The organism is Rhizobium sp. BR 250 (assembly GCF_047445855.1).
Lineage (GTDB): Bacteria > Pseudomonadota > Alphaproteobacteria > Rhizobiales > Rhizobiaceae > Agrobacterium > Agrobacterium tumefaciens_I.
Genome location: NZ_JARWKW010000008.1, coordinates 1 through 17,890 on the forward strand (window position 1 = coordinate 1; position 17,890 = coordinate 17,890).

Here is a 17,890-nt window from a genome sequence, read left to right on the forward strand (position 1 = left end):
GCCATCCGCGAGCGGCCAGACCAGTTCGGGGCGCTCCGCGGCAAGTCGGGCATCCTCGGTGACAACAGGGACAGAAAACAGGCGCTGCACTACGCCGGATCGGTTGCGACGCTTGTCGGGAACGCCGCCAGAAGCTGGCTACGGCATCTGGAAAACGAGCACCGCTCGGAAACATGGCAACGGGAAAAGCGTGATGTCGTCGAGGTCCCCGCCCTCACGCGGCGCAGCGAGGAAATCCTCTCACGCCTCGGTGCGCTTTCCCATGAGCAAAGGCCGGCGTTCGTCCTCCAGATGGAAAATACAACAGAAGGCCGGCAGGCATTGCAGGAGGTCAACGCAATAAGGGAAGCTTTGACGAAGCGGTTCGGGACCGCAAACCTGCGCAACGAGGATATGGACAGGCTCAGGGTCACGGCAGACGCCCGTGTCTCCGTCAAACGCATCAGCCAGGTGGCCGGACTGGTCGAGCGGGCGCACCACGCCGAGCTCGTCCAGAAGCAGAAGCTCTCGCCCGGTTTGACCAAGGGGCTCGGGATGCGGATGTGAGGTGGTCAGGCGACTTCGTTTCCAACGGTCAATAATACAGTTGCTTATCGACCTCAAACACGGCTTCGTAAGCAAACATCGAAACCACCTGCAACGTCGTTCAACGCTGAGCATGCTCAAATTTCAATTTGAAGTTGACGAAACTGCGCATAATGATATCGGTGAATCTGCGGGTGGTTTTCGGGGGCGAAATGGATCAGCAACGGACGGATAATGCGACTACCGACGTCGCCGGAATAAACACCGGGATTGCTGAAGGCCATCTGCGAGTGCGCCTTTTTTCAGCGCAAGATATCGAAAAAGCGCGATTACTCATACAGCAGCACCATGCTTCAACACTGTTTCACGGTGAAGAACTGTCTCACGTAAAGCTAGACCAGCACTTTAAACTCATCCTGTCTCGCCCGTCGAATATGATTGGTATCATTGCAGAGCGAAACGGCGAGGCAGACGGGCTGGCGTGGGCCTCAGCCAGCGAATATATATTAACGGAAAAATCCCGAATTGTGAGCATTAACCTCATTGCCGTAGATCTGAATCTCACGCCACTGAGACGCGCAAAAGTTTTCATTGCGCTTGTTTCTGCTGTGAAACAATGGTCAGTGTCTGTAGGCGCGGGTTACCTTTTTTTACACGTTACGACCGGGTACAGGATCAAAGAAACAGATCGCCTTGTAAGGGCGCTCGGTGGCCGCGGTATCGGAGGCTCCTACATACTATGATCGACGATTACTTGATATCCATTGAGCAATATCGACAACCGAATTCTTCGCACCAGATAGAAACTGCGCCCAATCGTCCTACACCTATATTAAAATTACTATCTATAGCGGCCTTGTTGCTGTCAACGATTTCGATATTTTTGAACGATAACAAATACGCTGTCGCCTCACAAATCGGCACCAAACATGTAATACTCGGAAATAATGAGTACGACTTATTCGCCAATTTGAATATAAAAAAAATAAATAAGTCATACTCTCACACAATCGGAGGCAAAGAATATTTAACGTACCACGCCATGACAATAGATTCATCGCACAACTTGTGTAACGGCGACGATTTATACATATCATTAGAGTGGAGCGGCGCATCTTTAACAACTCAACCGATTCAGTTTAAAGATTTTGAGCTCACCAAGATCGAAAAAAATATATACTACACTATTAATAGTTATCTCTCATCCCCTAGGGACGCCCCAGAAGTATTTCGGAGCATATCACGCGATCATAGCGGGCAAGTTGGATTTCGAACTTACCACTCTGTCGATTTCGCAATAGCATTGCGCAAGGTGGGAATCGCTCCGCTTGCCAGGGAGGCAAGATATTTAATTGTCTCGAACAATAGGATAATTTCCATAGTAAATATAGGAAATAAGAATAATCCAAGCACCATGACAGTAGATTATCAAAACTCAAATCGAGATTATATCGTACACACAAACATAAAATCGAGCAAAGACGTTAACGATTCTATCGAATGCGCTGTTAGAACGGTTGGCAACATTAGCGAAGCTGTATTTCGCTCCCAAATCGCGACACATGGAGTTAAGTAATGGCGCTACGCATTAGCAGAGAAACATTGGCCCGTGCTGAACGCTTGGCTGAGATAGGAGACGTCCACGGAGCTTGGCAAGCGCTCGCAGACGGAGGAGACAGATATGCTGTGGCAGCGGCTCAAATCACGTCAAACAGCCTTCCTCCGACATTGTCGCAATTTCTTGTTATATCTACTTGGACGCATACCGTGGGATATGACACTTATAGAACAAAGTTCTCCGCAGTTGCGGAAACTCATCTCGGAAACTATCTAGAATACGTTAGAAATAACGACTTAAATCTTCCAAGAACTTACGAAATAGAACAATCGTATGTCGACGCGCTTGCCAGAAATGGGGTTGCTCCCAGTGCAGCTATTGACGTTCTCGTAAATAATCTCGGCTGGAATTCCGTGGAGGCTATCTGGCCTTTGAGCAAAGCGACCTGGCCGAATCTTCTTGACGCATTCGATGGTAATTGGAGTGACGATTACGATATAGAGAAAGAACGTGTTTCCGTTGAACGTATAAGAACCGACCAGACGGCATTCGACGCGTCAGTAACATTTTTAAGCGTTGGGGTTGACGCCGGATTAAACTTTGAAACGAGCCTCCTTGCTGGTCCTGTTAGTGAGGTAATTTTTTCTCTGAGTGAGTTACTTTACGGAAACACGCAAACCACTGTCGTTTCCAGCCCGGCTGTTGGACTACTCTCAAGCCAGCCCGTGATTTCGGCACCAGAAGCAGTTTCCGTGTCCGCTACTCTCATGCCTCTTCAAACGACCACAGCGCTTAATGTCGCCATACAAAGCCCTACATCAATAGTCCCGATTGCTGCAGCGCCTTATCAACCAGGAGCATTCGTCGTTCGTGACTTTTACACAGCGACACCCGGGTGGACGACAGTAGGAAGCGTGCGGGGCATAGGAGGCATTGGAGGCGACCCCGGCGGAGATGGGAATGGCCATGAACACAGTGACTTCTCGAGTAATGTGCAAGTCGGCTTGCCTATAGCAAGTGAAATCTATGACCAGGGAGGCTGGTCTTACGACTGGTCGAGGGACCGATGGACCCAAGACGGAAACAAGTCAGCGACTAAAAATAGCAACAAAAACAATAACAGCAAGGGCAATGATACGAATAACAAACCAATTCTCTTGGACTTAAGTGGCAACGGCCTGAACGTCGACGAGCTTAGCGAATCTTCCCAGTTCGTTGATTTCGACGGCGACGGCTTCCTTCGTCGCACGGCCTGGGCCAGCGACGGCACGGGTGTCCTTGTTCTGGACGGTGACGGTGACGGCAAAATCAGCAGGTCTAGCGAATTCGTGTTCACGGACTGGGACTCGTCGGCGTCAGGCGATTTGGAAGCAGTGAGGAATGTTTTTGACACGAACCAAAACGGTAAACTCGATGCTGGCGACAGCCGCTGGACCGAATTCAAGGTAGCGATTAACGGTCAACTAAAATCCCTGAGTGAGCTGGGTATCGTTTCCATAGACTTGACGTCGACGGGTACCGGACAAACGTTTTCGGACGGATCCGCGATAGCCGGCACGACAACCTTTACCAGGGTAGATGGCAGCACAGGAGCGGTTGGTGACGCGATCCTGGCAAGCGAGCAGGATGGATACAAACTGGATCGCACCGTCACAGCTGACGCTGATGGTTCTTCCAGCGAACTGATTGTCGGCTACACCAAAGACGGGCGCATTGCGTTTCGCAACCTGGTTACGAAATCGTCTGACGGATCAACGGTTACTACGAACTTCGATGATGACGGCGACGGTACCTACGATCGACGCCAGACCAAATCATCCTATACGACTGAAGATGGAAGTTATGTCGAAATTGTCACGAATTTCAACGCTGACAACTCCATAGCCAACAGCACAAAAACCGAGACTTCCGCTGATAAAAAACAGGTGACAACGCTGCTCGATCAATATGGCACGGGCTTGGTTGATCAATATCAGGTCTTTGAGAAATTGGGAGACGGTTCGACACGGACGACGACCCAGCAGCTTAGCCGTAATGGATCAGTGCTCAAGAACGTAGTCGCAACAGCAACGGCGGACGGGCTCAGCAAATCCACATCGACCGACGTAACCGGCGATGGTGTAGCCGATATGATCGAGACCGAAACCTCGACCATTGGAAACGACGGTAACAGGACACGAACGGTTAAGGAGTTGGCGAGAGACGGCGCCGTTCTCACAAGCACGACTGTTTCAACGACAAGAAACACTACCGGCACTGAAAAAACGACAACGCGTGACCTCGACGGCGATGGTTCAACAGATCGGCGCTCGCAGGAGATCACCACAGTCACTTCAACGGGAGACGTTACAGCCGAGTCGGCCTCCTATGCTGCCGACGGCACTCTTCTTGGCAAAACGACGTTGCGTACGACGCAGGACGGCAAGTCGACATATCTCACGCGCGATATTGACGGAAACGGGTCCATTGACATCTACAGTTCCGACATCACGATTGTTGATGCCGCTGGCGAAAGGACACGAACGGAAACGGTTACAAGTGGAAACGGGAGCCTCTTGTCGCGACGCGTCGTGATCACCTCAGCCGATCAGAAGATCATCACTGAAACTTTCGATGCCAACGGCGACGGAGCGGTTGATACGAATATCGTCACCTCAACTGGCTCCGATGGCGCGACGAGCAAGACCGAAAGCCTGTTTAGTGCGAACGGTTCCCTGATTTCGCGTTCCACGACAGCTACTTCGGCAGATGGTTCCTCCAGTTCTGTATCAACAGACATTGATGGAGATGGCTTAACCGACAGCGAAGTCTCAACGACGAAGTCCGTGTTTGCGGATGGTTCAGCAATGACGTCGGAACGCGTTCTGTCACGCGACGGCGACCTTATCTCGCAGGTAACTTCAACCACCAGCCCTGACGCAACAAGCCGTGCCACTGCCGAAGATCTGAACGGCGACGGATCGGTTGATCGGCAAACGTCAGAGGTTGTCGTCTTTAACGACGACGCAAGCCGGACAAAGACAGTCACTATCCGGAGCGACGACTCCACCCTCCTTGGACGCACGACAGTCGATATTTCCGCTGACCGGTTGACGACGATCGCAGTTACCGATTCTAACGGCGACGGCGTCGTTGATAAACACGAAGCAGAAACCACCCTTGTAAACGGGCAGGCCGTCCTCGAGGAAAAGCTGTTCACGCGAAGTGGCACAATCTATCGTTCGACCAGAAAAACAGTCAGTGCGAGCGGTCTCAGCACAACCGTTGAAACCGACATCAATGGAGACGGCACGACAGATTACTCAACGGCTGTCGACACAGTCATCAATGGCGACGGAAGCCGAAAGGAAACAACTGTCAGAAAAAGTGCCAATGGCGCCACTATCCAGAGCTCCTCGGTCCTGACCAGCGGCAACGGCTTGAGCGTTGTTTCGGAACAGGACTTCAACGGCGACGGTATTGCAGACACGAGGTCCGTACAGTCCACCGTCTATGAGCAAAACGGTTCGGTTGCGAAAACTGTTTCCTCCTATCAAGGGACCACGTTTGTGGTGCGGGAAAAAGTCGTCACGAGCGGCAATGCTTTAAGTACCGTTGCATCGCGGGACTTCGACGGGGATGGCCATTTTGACCAGGTTCTTGCTTCTGTTCGGACTATCAATGCCGATGGTTCGGTCACGGAAGAGATTAGCGCAAAGAGCGGCAACGGCACCTTGATCTCAAAGACGGCGATAACTGTCAGCGCCGATAAAATGAGTAGCCACCTTGAATCTGACACCGATGGGGACGGCATCGTCGATCGCCGTATAACAACCTCTCGTAATGCGAATGGAGTTGAAAACCAGACAACCGAGAGGCTGTCGCCGGCGGGCGCAATCGGCAGCAGACACATCTCTGAAGCGTCTGCTAACGGGCTTTCGACCCAGTGGCGTACGGATTTTGATGGTGATGGTGTTGTCGATGCAAGCGGATCTGATGTCACAACAATTGCATCGGATGGCAGCCGGACACAGACTGTCTCGAAAACGAGGACCGCAGAAGGTAGCCTTGTAAAACAGACAACCTTCTACAGCAGGGATGGCTTGACGAAGCGCGTCTCGTGGTACGACGGCTCGTCTCTTGCAAGAACGCAAAGTGAGGTCAAGGTCCTCAACGCCAACGGAACTGCCACGGAAACCATCAGCGTAACCAGGGCTGACGGTTCATTGGCAAGTCGTGAGATCCGATCGGAAAGCGTGCACGGGATTACCTCGACAATCTCGCGGGACCTCAATGGCGACGGTATCATTGACCAGGAACTGACGCGGACCCTGAAGGCCGATGGTGCAGTCGAGCGTGTTTTCAAGGATTTCGCTGCCAATGGCGGCACCACCGGGATCAAAAAAACAACCGATCAGATGGATGGAACACACGCCACTGTCGAATACGATTTTGATGGTGACGGCGTGTTTGATCGGAAGTTCGATCAGACGACGACCATTGAAGCCGACGGAAAGAAGATCGATGCCGCACAGGTATACAGCCGAAGCGGAAGCGGGATGCTCCTGTCGGATCGACAGACAAGTTACGAGACTGCAAATGGATTGTTTCTTCTGAAGACCTTTGATCTCGGAGCGGATGGATCGACGGACTTCTCTTCTACAGACGAAACAAGCCTGAGTGGAGATGGCAGCAGGTCGAGAACAATCAGCACCCATGCAGGCGGGGTGCTTGCCAGCCAGCGTAACACAACAACAAGTGCCAATGGTCTTTCCGTTACGACGAAATGGGACCCGACAGGCGCCGGAGTGTTCACGCAACTCTCGACGGACGTTACTACGTACAATGCAGACGGCTCTGTTAAACGCGAGATCCGGAGCACGAAATCCGACGGATCCCTGCTGTCTGCTGCGACAACTACAACCTCCGCGAATGGACTGAGCAGCGAAACACTGGAGCAGCGCACAGGGCTGTCGGACCGTACAACCCGTACAAGCACGCTCACAAGAGCTGACGGCTCGACCATCGAGGAAGCCGCCCGGTTCGGCAATACCGGACAGTTACTCAGCAAGACAACCTCGGTGACAAGCGCCGAGAAAGATCGGAACGACATTACCATTGACGTCGATGGTGATGGTGTTGTCGACCAAAGCCGCCGCGATGTGCTGGCCTGGTGGGGCGAGCGCACGTCAACGACCACGAACTTTGCGACAAATGGCGCCATTCTCCAGCGCATCGTATCAGTCACGGCATCGGACGGACTGTCGTCAACCACGACGTGGGACCTGAATGGCGATGGGATCATTGATCAGAAGCGCATCGAAACGAGAACCCTGAATGCGGATGGCAGCCGTCTTGTAAAGCGGCTCGATACGCACGCCGCTACGGGATCGACAAAATACGGTTCGACGGATCACACGACGGCCGACGGGAGATATCGGACTATTTCGAAAGACCTCAATGGCGATGGCACGTTTGATCAGATCGAACGTGTAGAAACGCTGATCACCGGCCAGACCCGTTCGACCGTCACGAACAATACTATTGCCCGAGACACAAAATATCTGCCCTCCGGAGGGATCATCTGGAAAACTGCCGTCGCCCATACTGTCGAAAGCGAAAGCTCTTTCGACGGGAGCGAAACAACAACACGCTACGATTATGACGGTGACGGTGTTTTCGAAACTGTCATGATTTCCCAACGACAGATAGACGGCTCTGTGGCGGCCCAGATTCTCGAAAAAGGTACAACAGGCTCTGTTTTGTCGAAGGGCACGCTCTTAACCAGCGCAGACGGCCAAACCACAATTTTGAACAAAGATATCGACAACGATGGTGACGTCGATGAGCGGAATACATCCATCGTGAGAGAAGATGGTTCAGTCATACTGAAAAAGGAAACGCTGGGTGCAAACGGAGCCGTATCGGGCTCGGTCGTGGACAAGACCAACTCCGTCGGAACTCTTGTTTTCCGCACGTCCTTCGACGGCCTGGGCCGTAAAACACAGGAAACCGCAATCGCGTTTGATGGCAGTTCGCGCACTACTTCCTTTGACGCAGCCAGCGGCAGCGTTACGAGTGTCACCAATATCTCGTCTTTGGGCCATGTAACATCGGCCACCTTGTACGATCCTTTAAACAGCAAGGATTGGACACGGGTCGAACAGACCTATAACGCCGCAGGGCAAAAGACGATTGAAAAGCAGTTTCTCGATAATGGGACGTCGATTGTCATAACCTTCGTCGCCGAAACCGGACAAAGGATCAAGGCTGAGTACTTCAATGCATCCGGCGTCAGGACGAGCCTGATTGATTTTGACACGCGCAATACCGAGGTGTGGCGCGAGGTCCACCAAACGTTCGACGGGCTGGGCAGATTGCTCACGCAGATTAATTTTTACGATAATGGCACGAGGGCCGAATATACGTTCGATGTCGCCAATACGCAGGTCTGGTCGCGCTACATAAACGAGTTCGACAACGCCGGGCATCATTTCTATGCGCATCAACTGAACGACGACGGATCAGTATATGCCACGACGATCGATGTTTCAAACATCCACCCATGGTCCAAACTCGGTCAATCTTTCGACACGTCAGGTCGGCTCACATTCCAAGTTGAATACATGGACAATGGAAATCGTACGGAGATAGTCTATGATCCGGCGAACTCCCAGCCATGGCAACGGTACTTTAATCTTTTTGACAGCGCCGGCCGCCACTACTACACCCAACAACTGAACGATGACGGAAGCCAGGTTTTTGTTGAACTCGACGTCAACAATACGCGCTCTTGGTGGCGCGACGAACGAGGTCGCGACGCCGCCGGACGTGACACTTACATAAATGTCATTCACGACAATGGCACAAGAAATGCAATATTCTATGACGTCCTTGGAAATCAGGTCTGGAGCCGCGTCGAACAAAGCTTCGACAATGGCGGCAGGATGACCGCACAAGTCGAGTTTTATGATGACGGTACACGCAGAGACTATTGGTACAATAGCACGACTGATTGGGGATGGTACCTTTACAATACGCGAGGTCAGGTGGTCGATTCCTGGCGATCCGGACGACCAGTTCGTGAACCAATCGCGTTTGATCTGAACAATGACGGACACATCGATCTGCGTCCGCTTGGTCTCTCTTCGGAAGACGGCGTTTCCCAACCATCTTTTGACTGGGAAAATGATGCCGACCGCGAAACAACGGCCTGGATCGGCCCACAGGACGGTTTCCTTGCTATTGACGTTGCTGCAGATGGTTCTCCAGGTCCGGACGGCATAATCAACCAGGCAAAAGAACTCGCCTTCACTCTCTGGCCCACCGAGGAACAGGGCTCGACCAACTCCGATCTGGAAGCTGTTCGGCTCGTCTTCGACACAAACAACGACGGTTTGCTGAGTGCCGAGGATACCCGCTGGAGCGAGTTCCGTGTCTGGCAGGATATCAACCAGAATGGTGTCAGCGAGGCGGGCGAGCTCTCAACGCTCGATCAACTCGGTATCAAATACATCAACCTGATACCCACTGCGGACGGCGCTCAGAACTTCGCTGATGGTTCAGCCATCACGGGAACCAGCTTCCTCGAAAAGGTTGATGGTCAAACCCGCCTCGTCGGCGACGTCCGGCTGGCATATCAGCCATTATCGCCGACCTGATAAACCAGTCCATTTTCACCTCATGCGGATTTGCAGGTCCCTGCAGATCCGCTCACCAACTGATCTGAGATATGGATACAGGTTTACTCAACCCCTCCTCCACGACGAATGCCGACGCCGGACTGGCGTCGCTCGCCGCCGTCGCAGCGTTCTTCAGGATTTCCTGCAATCCGGCAGACCTGTCACGGGAACTGGCACTCACCACAGAGGCGACCCGTGACGATATCCTGCGGGCTGCCAAACGTGTGGGCCTGAAGGCAAAACCCGTTCGCGAGGAGCGGTTTGCCAGTGGAAAAATAATCCCGACACCATGTATCGCCGTCCTGGACGACGGAGGATTTGCCGTTTTTGCGGGAAAAACGGAAGAAAACAGCTATCGGCTTGTGGATCCCGTCAGCTTCATCAGCCGGACCGTGCCACTCGAGGAACTGCTGTCGCTAACGTCGGGAAACTTCATCCTGCTCCAGCGGGGATTTTCGGACGTTTCAGCGTTTCAGCGCCGTTTCGGGTTCGCGTGGTTTCTGCCGTCGCTCTGGCGCTACAGGAGCGCCCTCGCCCATGTCTTTCTCGCTTCGCTTTTCCTGCAGCTCTTTGCCCTTGTCTCGCCGCTGTTTTTTCAGGTGGTGGTCGACAAGGTGCTGGCCCACCGAAGCTACTCGACATTGACGGTCCTGATCATCGGACTTGCCGCCATCGGCCTGTTCGACGTCGTGCTTCAGTATCTGCGCACCTATGCACTGACACATACGACCAACCGTATCGATGTGGAGCTCGGACGCCGGCTCGTCCGTCACCTGCTGAACCTTCCACTGAACTATTTCGAGACCCGCGCCGCCGGCCAAACCGTTGCGCGGGTGCGTGAACTCGAAACCATCCGCAATTTCCTGACCGGACAGGCGCTGTTTTCAGTCCTTGATCTCATCTTCACCTTCGTCTTTATCGCGGTGCTGTTTGCCTATTCCACGGTGCTTGCCTGGATCGTGGTCGCCTCCATCCCGTTCCTGGTGCTCATCGGATTTTTGATCCGCCCTTCCCTCAAACATCGCATCGATGAAAAATTCGACCGGGGTGCCCTCAGCCAGCAATTGCTCGTGGAGTCCGTTATCGGCATGCAGACCCTCAAGGCATCAGCCGTCGAACCGGTCGTTGCCGCGCAATGGGAAGAGCGTCTGGCGGCCTATGTGCAGTCTTCCTTTGCAGCGACGATGCTCGCCGCGAAGGGCCAGACGGCTATCCAGTATGTCAACAAGATCACCTCCGCCGCGCTTCTTCTGTTCGGTGCACAGGCCGTCATCGACAATGAACTGACTGTCGGCGGGCTCGTCGCCTTCAACATGATCGCTGGCCAGGTGTTTCAGCCGGTTCTTCGCCTCTCACAGCTCTGGCAGGATTTTCAGCAGGTACAGGTATCCGTCGAGCGGTTGTCAGACGTCCTCAATGCACCCGAGGAGCCCAAGCCGGCGGTCCCGGTCACCCTGCCGCCGCCGAAAGGCGCAATTTCGTTCAAGGGCGTAAACTTCCGATATTCCAGTGATGGTCCGGAAATCCTGAAGAACATTTCGCTGTCCGTTCGCCCGGGCGAAGTGATCGGCATCGTCGGTCCTTCCGGGTCGGGAAAATCGACGCTGACCAAGCTTCTGCAGCGATTCTATCTGCCCTCCAGCGGCCAGGTCATGGTCGACGGTCAGGATATTGCCCATGTCAATCCGGCCTGGCTGCGCTCCAATATTGGCGTCGTGCTTCAGGAAAACATGCTGTTCAACCGCACGATCCACGAAAACATCAGTATCGCCAATCCTGCCATGTCGCGCGCGGCCGTCATCAATCTCGCCCGCCTGTCAGGCGCAGATGAATTCGTTGCGAAACTGCCGAAAAGCTATGACACCGTCATCGAGGAACGCGGTGCAAACCTCTCAGGCGGGCAGCGACAACGGCTGGCAATTGCCCGGGCGTTGTCGGTCAACCCACCGATCCTCATTCTGGACGAGGCAACCAGCGCGCTCGACTATGAAAGTGAGAGACTGATCCTCGCAAACATGCGTCACATTGTTCAGGGCCGCACAGTGTTGATCATCGCCCACCGGCTCGCAACCATCCGGAGCTGTAACCGCATCATCGGCATGGCCGACGGCAGGATCGTCGAAGAAGGCAGCCATGACGATTTGCTTGCCCGGGATGGTGGCCTCTACAAACACCTGTGGGACTTGCAGATGGGGTCGAGCCAATGAGGGGTAAGACGCGACCTGTACCGACCGGGGCAACGAACACAAAGGTCAGCCCCGATTACAGCGACTTTCTCCCCGCCGCCCTCGAAATCATCGAAAAGCCCGCCTCCCCGGTCCGCTACGCCCTCATCTGGTTCGTCTGCATCGTCGCAGCCTCGGCACTGATCTGGAGCTTTATAGGCAGGATCGATGTGGTTGCGACCGCACAGGGAAAGGTTCAGCCCTCTGGTCGTGTCAAGGTCGTTCAGTCAACGATCTCCGGACGTGTGGTTTCGGCGCCTTTTGCCAACGGCACCGAGGTCCAGGCAGGCGACCTTCTGGTGAAACTCGATGACATCGAACTGAAGGCGGAAGACGCTCGCCTGCGGACGACAATCGAGGCCTTGCAGGCTGAACATGTGCGACGGATGACGGAACTTGCCACCGTCGAAAACCACGACTGGAACGCAGGTTCCGATATAGCTGGCGATGTCGTCCCCGATTTTGCGGCAAATACGCAGGCAACCATTCGCCTGCGGGAAACGGCAATCCTGAAAGCCAACCTTCTGCAGCTCAAGGAGACCATGAGAAATCTCGCCGCCCAGACGCAATTGCAGTCGGCATCGATTGACCGACTGGAATCCATGTCACGCGCGCAGGCTAACCTGATCACCACGCTGACGGAGCGTGTCTCGATGCGGTCAGGCCTTCTCGAGCGCGCCGCCGGCAGAAAATCGGACGTCCTTGATGCCACACAGGCTTTGCGGGAAGAAGAGGCAACCCTGTCGACCTACGCAGGACAGTTGCTCGAAGCACACGCAAGTCTCGCCGTTGCAGAGACCGACAAAAACAAGGTCCTGTCGACATTCGTTGCCGACAATATCCAGAAAACGGGTGACCTTGCCCGGCAGATGGACGAAGCAAAACAGGAGCTGGTGAAGGCTGAGAAACGGCTCGCCGCGACGGCGATTTATGCCCCGTCCGACGGTGTGATCCAGGCTTCCTCGATTACCACGACCGGACAGGTCGTGTCCGCGGAGACCGAAATCATGCGCATCATCCCCGCCAATCTGCCGCTTGAGATCGAGGTTTTTTTCGCAAATCAGGACGTGGGCTTCGTAAAGCCCGGCCAGCCAGCCGTCATCAAGGTCGAAACGTTTCCGTTCACCCGTTATGGTGTTCTCACCGGAACTGTAAAAACCGTGGCACGGGACGCCATCCCCAATCCCGACGCACAGGCGATGGAAGAACAGGCCGCCCCGCAGTTCAGGAGTGTTGTGCCAGGCGGAAATGTGCAACGGCTGCAAAACCTCGTTTACCCGGCAACGATTGGGCTCGATACAACAGAGATAAACGTTGACGGGGTGATGCGACCGCTTTCACCCGGTATGGCCGTCTCGGTGGAAATCAAGACCGGCACACGCAGGATCATTGACTATTTCTGGTCGCCAGTCGCGCAGGTGGCGTCTGAGGCGATGCAGGAGCGATAGCCACGGGCCCAAGGGCATTGCAGGCCATTGGCCTTGATCGGTCGAAGAGCCAAAACGGTTTCGCCTTGAATGGATTGGCACCGTCGACCACGCGCCGTGGATTGGCCAAGCACTTGCAACACAATTCATTCACACTCGCTGGCGCCGCCCTGACTTTGGTTTTGCTGGCTAATTGAAACGATGCGCACCGCCAGTTTTCAATAGGTTATGAAATACATACCCGCCAAAAACGCAAAAAACACAGCAGACGCAGGCATGCCACGGCAATTAATCCGGTTTATTCCAGTTCTTGTGACAAGAGCAGACGAAGCTGCGGCGTTTTTCTTCCCGGTGCATGTCTGCCACACCGGGAAGAGACATTTTGCGGCTCAGAGGCCGGCGCGTGCGAGACCATGCTCGACCAGCCGATCGATGACATCAGGATAGCTGACGCCGCTTGCCGCCATCGCCTTCGCATACATGCTGATATCGGTGAATCCGGGAATGGTGTTCACCTCGTTGACCAAAAAAGCCATGTCCTCGGTCAGGAAGAAATCGACGCGCGCCATACCGTCGCAACCGAGCGCCCGGAAGGCGAGCGCCGCCGTCTCGCGGATCTTCGTCTCGACCTCTGGCGGAAGCTCTGCCGGAACCTTCAGCGCCGCGCCGTCCTCGTCGATATATTTCGCATCGTAGCTATAGAAGCCATGGCTGTCGGCCGGGATTATCTCACCCGGGCGGGAAACGAACAGGCCGCCCTTGGTGTCCTCAAGCACGCTGCACTCAATCTCGCGGCCGCAGATGAATTCCTCGGCAAGCAGCTTGCGGTCATGCTTGAACCCCTCCGCAAGCGCCGGCGCAAATTCCTGGCTGCCGGAAACCTTGCGCACGCCTACTGAAGAGCCCTGACGCGCCGGCTTGACGAACAGCGGCAATCCCAACTCGCTTTCAAGCTCGTCGAAGGACGGCGTCCGATCCGCCTGCACGGTCACTGCCCGCGCCACCGGCAGTCCCGCCGCCCGCAGCAACTGCTTGGCGATATCCTTGTCGAGCGCCGTCGCCGAACCCAGGATGCCGCAGCCGACCAGCGGCACGCGAGCCACTTCCGCCAGCCCCTGCACCGAGCCGTCCTCGCCAAAAATGCCATGCAATACGGGGAAGAGAATATCGATCTTTCCGCCATCGCTCATCTTGCCACCGTCGATGGCGATCATGCGCCCGCGCCCCCCGGGCATCAGCGCGATTTCGGTGCCGCTTGCCGGCCTGGCGAGGACGCCATTTTCGAAACGGCTAAGCAGCCACTCGCCTTCCCGCGTCACGAAGATCGGCACCGCCTCGTATTTCGAGGGCTCCAGTGCCCCTACGACATTCGTCGCCGACATGATGGAGACGTCGTGTTCGGCCGAGCGCCCGCCGAAGAGAACGGCGATGCGTAGCCTGCCCCGGGAAGATGTCATAAAAATCTCCAAACTGATCTGGTGTCGAAATAGATGTCAGAAGCCGATCGCGATACCGCGATTGGCGAAGAAGCGGTCAAAGACGGCAAGCGGCAACGTCACATCCGCCTGGCTCGCAGCATCATGGCCGGATGGATTGTGGAAACGGATCGTATCAGCCGACGCCGCCGTCACCAGAACGAGATGCCCGCCTTTTGAGGGCGGCATGCGCTCCGGCCAGCGTATGCCGCTATTGGCCGAGGCGATGAAGAATGGGCGTTCGGCGAGCAGACCGGGGATGCTCTCTGTCGCGACACCCGTCATCGTTTCTGCCGAGAGCCCGAAGCGCTCGCCCACATAGGTCACGAAAGGCGCATAGATCAGTCCCTTGATCGAAGCATCCAGTTCGTTGACGACATAGCCGCCATAGGCGGTGCAGGCACGGGCGAGAGCAAGCGTCGGATGCAGGTCGCCGCGCGCTGCCAGGATCATCTTCAGGCAGGCCATGCCGCAGACATTGACCGCCCAGCGCGCATATTCCTCTACCGTCTCGGCGCCCGATTGCCGCCAGCGCGGATCACGCAGCAGGGCCGCAGATCCTTCGGCAAGCACAGGCGACGTCATCTCCGGCGTTTCCCACTGGCTGAAATAAGGCACGGCCCCCGACGATAAACGCATAGCAAAACTCTCCTATTCGCGTATACTCGTATACGAGATTCGCTGGTATGATCAAGAAAATTGCTGTCTCGGAGAAGGTTGGCAATGGACGATTTCGTCGCAATAAATGCTGAAACTATTCGGCCGGAGACCGTGGCCGATCGTATCGCAAGGGTTCTTCGCGAGGCAATTTCCGGTGGCGAGCTTCGCGGTGGCGTCGCGCTCCGACAAGACGAACTGGCCGCGCGATTTGGTTTCAGCCGCATGCCTGTGCGTGATGCCTTGAGGCTTCTGGAAAGCGAGGGCCTCGTAACCATTCACCCGACAAAGGGTGCCTTCGTGGCAAGAATGGATGCCAAGGAGATTGTGGAGATCTATTCCATTCGCTCGCTACTGGAGACGGAAGCCCTGCGCCTGTCATATGCAGGGCTGACGACAGCCGATCTGGACAGGGCGGCAACATTTCTCGCCCAGATCGACGCTGAGACGGATGTGGGGCGTTGGGGGACGCTGAATAAGCAGTTCCACATGACACTTTACGGTGCCTGCCAAAATGAGCGGCTTATCGACCTCATTGCTACCCACCATGATGCAGCCGACCGCTACGTACGTGTATTGCTATCCAGCCTGGACTATGAGCAGCAATCGCAGGAGGAGCACCGTGCTCTGCTAAATGCTTGCAGAGATCGGGATATCGACGCTGCAAGTGCAATTTTGCAGCGTCATTTGCTTGAGGGAAGTCGCAAGCTCAGCGCGGCCGCTCAGTCGAGCCAAGGCGGTTAGCCGGTTCAGCGTTTGGCCATGCCTTGACCAGCCACGGACGCGGCCGACGACAGCTTCTTATCGAGACGAGCGAATGTATTTTTGTTTTCGGATCCGCTGTCGTGAGACGGGTGACAGGGACGTTGCTCTTGAACGGATTCGAACTCGCGCCCGCTATTCCGGTAGCTATGCCGGCGTTGTTTTTTATTCGGTTTCGGGGGCCGCTCTGGGCCCAAAAGCGACATCAGATCATAGCATAGATAATTCCAAGCACCGCTGATATTGACAGCGTCACAATGACTGAAAACTTCAGCCGGAATATGGCCAGGATCGACAGTAGCGTCAAAACAAGAGCCGGGAGCGAAAGCGAACCGGGCACGGGGAAATCTATCGTCATCGGCCCGATGGCGACTGATTGAACCTTGGCGAACAGCACATGAAGCCCGAACCAGACTGCCAGGTTGAGGATAACGCCAACCACAGCGGCTGTGATTGCTGACATTGCACCGCCGAGCGCCAGGTTGCCGCGCATCTTCTCGATGAACGGCGCTCCGGCGAAAATCCAGAGGAAGCTGGGCAGGAACGTCACCCACGTCGTCAATATCGCGCCGAGGGTCGCTGCGGTTAACGGAGACAACGTGCCCGGATCGCGGTAACCAGCCAGAAACCCGACGAACTGCGTGACCATGATGAGGGGACCGGGCGTTGTCTCCGCCATGCCGAGACCATCGAGCATTTCCCCTGGACGAAGCCAGCCATAGTTTTCCACGGCCGCCTGCGCGACATAGGCCAGGACGGCATAGGCCCCGCCGAAGGTCACGACGGCCATCTGGCTGAAGAACAGGCCGATCTTCGTGAAGACATTGTCCCAGCCAAGCGTGAGGACGAGTAGCGCGACCGGAGCAAGCCAGAGTACCGCCAGAGCACCTGAGGTCCTTAGCGACCATACAAGATTAGGCCTGGCGTGAAGCGGAATATCTTCACCGAGAGCTGAATCCCTGTCTTCGAGTATCTTGCCTGATCCGGACTTGTGGCCCCCGCCAGCTTTGAACGCGCTAGAGCCCGCCCGTCCTCCCAAATAGCCAATGATGCCGGCGGTGATGATGATGATCGGGAAAGGCACATGAAGAAAGAAGATCGCCACGAAGGCCGTCGCAGCGATGGCGACCATCACGTTGTTCTTGAGTGCCCGACTGCCGATGCGGAAGACTGCCTGAATGACAACGGCAAGGACGGCGCATTTCAGCCCGAAGAACATGCCTTCGATTGCGGTGATGTCGCCGAAAATCACGTAGATGTAGCTGAGCGCCAGGATGGAGAGGAAACCCGGCAGCACGAACAGAAGGCCGGCAATCATGCCGCCCTTTGTCTTGTTAAGAAGCCAACCGAGATAGATGGCAAGCTGGTGGGCCTCAGGCCCTGGCAAGAGCATGCAGTAGTTGAGCGCGTGGAGGAACCGGTGTTCGCCCACCCAACGTTTCTCGTCGACAACGATGCGGTGCATGACCGCGATCTGGCCAGCGGGACCGCCGAAGCTGAGCGCCGCCACTCGCGCCCACACTTTTACTGCTTCCGAGAGTGGAACGATGTCGTCGCCTGCTGCGTCCGCTCGAACGCTGGTCTTTGCGAGGTCGGTCAT

Annotated in this window: 8 protein-coding genes and 1 pseudogene; 6 read left to right on the top strand and 3 right to left on the bottom strand. The window is 55.3% G+C overall.

Annotation, left to right across the window (positions count from 1 at the left end; translation table 11 throughout):
• The 5 genes and pseudogenes from QD336_RS14270 to QD336_RS14290 form a co-directional block, all read left to right on the top strand.
• Positions 1 to 546 (top strand): annotated as a pseudogene (locus QD336_RS14270) (Ti-type conjugative transfer relaxase TraA); the annotation flags it as partial.
• 152 nt (positions 547 to 698) lie between these two features.
• Positions 699 to 1,268 (top strand): GNAT family N-acetyltransferase, encoded by a 570-nt coding sequence (locus tag QD336_RS14275; RefSeq protein ID WP_499171098.1) that lies wholly within the window; start codon positions 699 to 701, stop codon positions 1,266 to 1,268.
• 832 nt (positions 1,269 to 2,100) lie between these two features.
• On the top strand, positions 2,101 to 9,723 hold the full coding sequence (locus tag QD336_RS14280; RefSeq protein WP_499171099.1) for an SPM autocatalytic domain-containing protein: 7,623 nt from the start codon (positions 2,101 to 2,103) through the stop codon (positions 9,721 to 9,723).
• Between the two features lie 71 nt (positions 9,724 to 9,794).
• Positions 9,795 to 11,951: a type I secretion system permease/ATPase gene (locus tag QD336_RS14285; RefSeq protein WP_499171100.1), complete on the top strand. Its 2,157-nt coding sequence runs from the start codon at positions 9,795 to 9,797 to the stop codon at positions 11,949 to 11,951.
• Positions 11,948 to 13,417, top strand: a complete 1,470-nt coding sequence (locus QD336_RS14290; RefSeq protein ID WP_499171101.1) for an HlyD family type I secretion periplasmic adaptor subunit — start codon at positions 11,948 to 11,950, stop codon at positions 13,415 to 13,417. The genes QD336_RS14285 and QD336_RS14290 overlap by 4 nt, the downstream gene beginning before the upstream one ends.
• Before the next feature lie 368 nt (positions 13,418 to 13,785).
• Here QD336_RS14290 and QD336_RS14295 read toward each other — a convergent pair whose 3' ends face one another.
• Together QD336_RS14295 and QD336_RS14300 are read right to left on the bottom strand one after the other, a co-directional pair.
• A complete protein-coding gene (locus QD336_RS14295) occupies positions 13,786 to 14,853 on the bottom strand; it encodes a D-alanine--D-alanine ligase family protein (RefSeq protein WP_499171102.1) in 1,068 nt (355 codons plus the stop codon).
• Between the two features lie 36 nt (positions 14,854 to 14,889).
• Positions 14,890 to 15,510 carry a hypothetical protein gene (locus QD336_RS14300; protein ID WP_499171103.1) on the bottom strand — a complete coding sequence of 207 codons (621 nt, stop codon included), beginning with the start codon at positions 15,508 to 15,510 and terminating at the stop codon, positions 14,890 to 14,892.
• An 84-nt stretch (positions 15,511 to 15,594) separates the two neighbouring features.
• Between QD336_RS14300 and QD336_RS14305 the strand changes: the two genes are divergently transcribed.
• Complete coding sequence (locus QD336_RS14305; protein WP_499171104.1) at positions 15,595 to 16,272, top strand: GntR family transcriptional regulator; 678 nt, start codon at positions 15,595 to 15,597, stop codon at positions 16,270 to 16,272.
• Between the two features lie 223 nt (positions 16,273 to 16,495).
• Here QD336_RS14305 and chrA read toward each other — a convergent pair whose 3' ends face one another.
• A complete protein-coding gene (gene chrA, locus QD336_RS14310) occupies positions 16,496 to 17,890 on the bottom strand; it encodes a chromate efflux transporter (RefSeq protein ID WP_499171105.1) in 1,395 nt (464 codons plus the stop codon).

Coding starts and splice junctions, on each gene's coding strand:
- QD336_RS14275 (WP_499171098.1), top strand. CDS start 699: ATGATATCGGTGAATCTGCGGGTGGTTTTCGGGGGCGAAATGGATCAG.
- QD336_RS14280 (WP_499171099.1), top strand. CDS start 2,101: ATGGCGCTACGCATTAGCAGAGAAACATTGGCCCGTGCTGAACGCTTG.
- QD336_RS14285 (WP_499171100.1), top strand. CDS start 9,795: ATGGATACAGGTTTACTCAACCCCTCCTCCACGACGAATGCCGACGCC.
- QD336_RS14290 (WP_499171101.1), top strand. CDS start 11,948: ATGAGGGGTAAGACGCGACCTGTACCGACCGGGGCAACGAACACAAAG.
- QD336_RS14295 (WP_499171102.1), bottom strand. CDS start 14,853: ATGACATCTTCCCGGGGCAGGCTACGCATCGCCGTTCTCTTCGGCGGG.
- QD336_RS14300 (WP_499171103.1), bottom strand. CDS start 15,510: ATGCGTTTATCGTCGGGGGCCGTGCCTTATTTCAGCCAGTGGGAAACG.
- QD336_RS14305 (WP_499171104.1), top strand. CDS start 15,595: ATGGACGATTTCGTCGCAATAAATGCTGAAACTATTCGGCCGGAGACC.
- chrA (WP_499171105.1), bottom strand. CDS start 17,890: ATGACCGACCTCGCAAAGACCAGCGTTCGAGCGGACGCAGCAGGCGAC.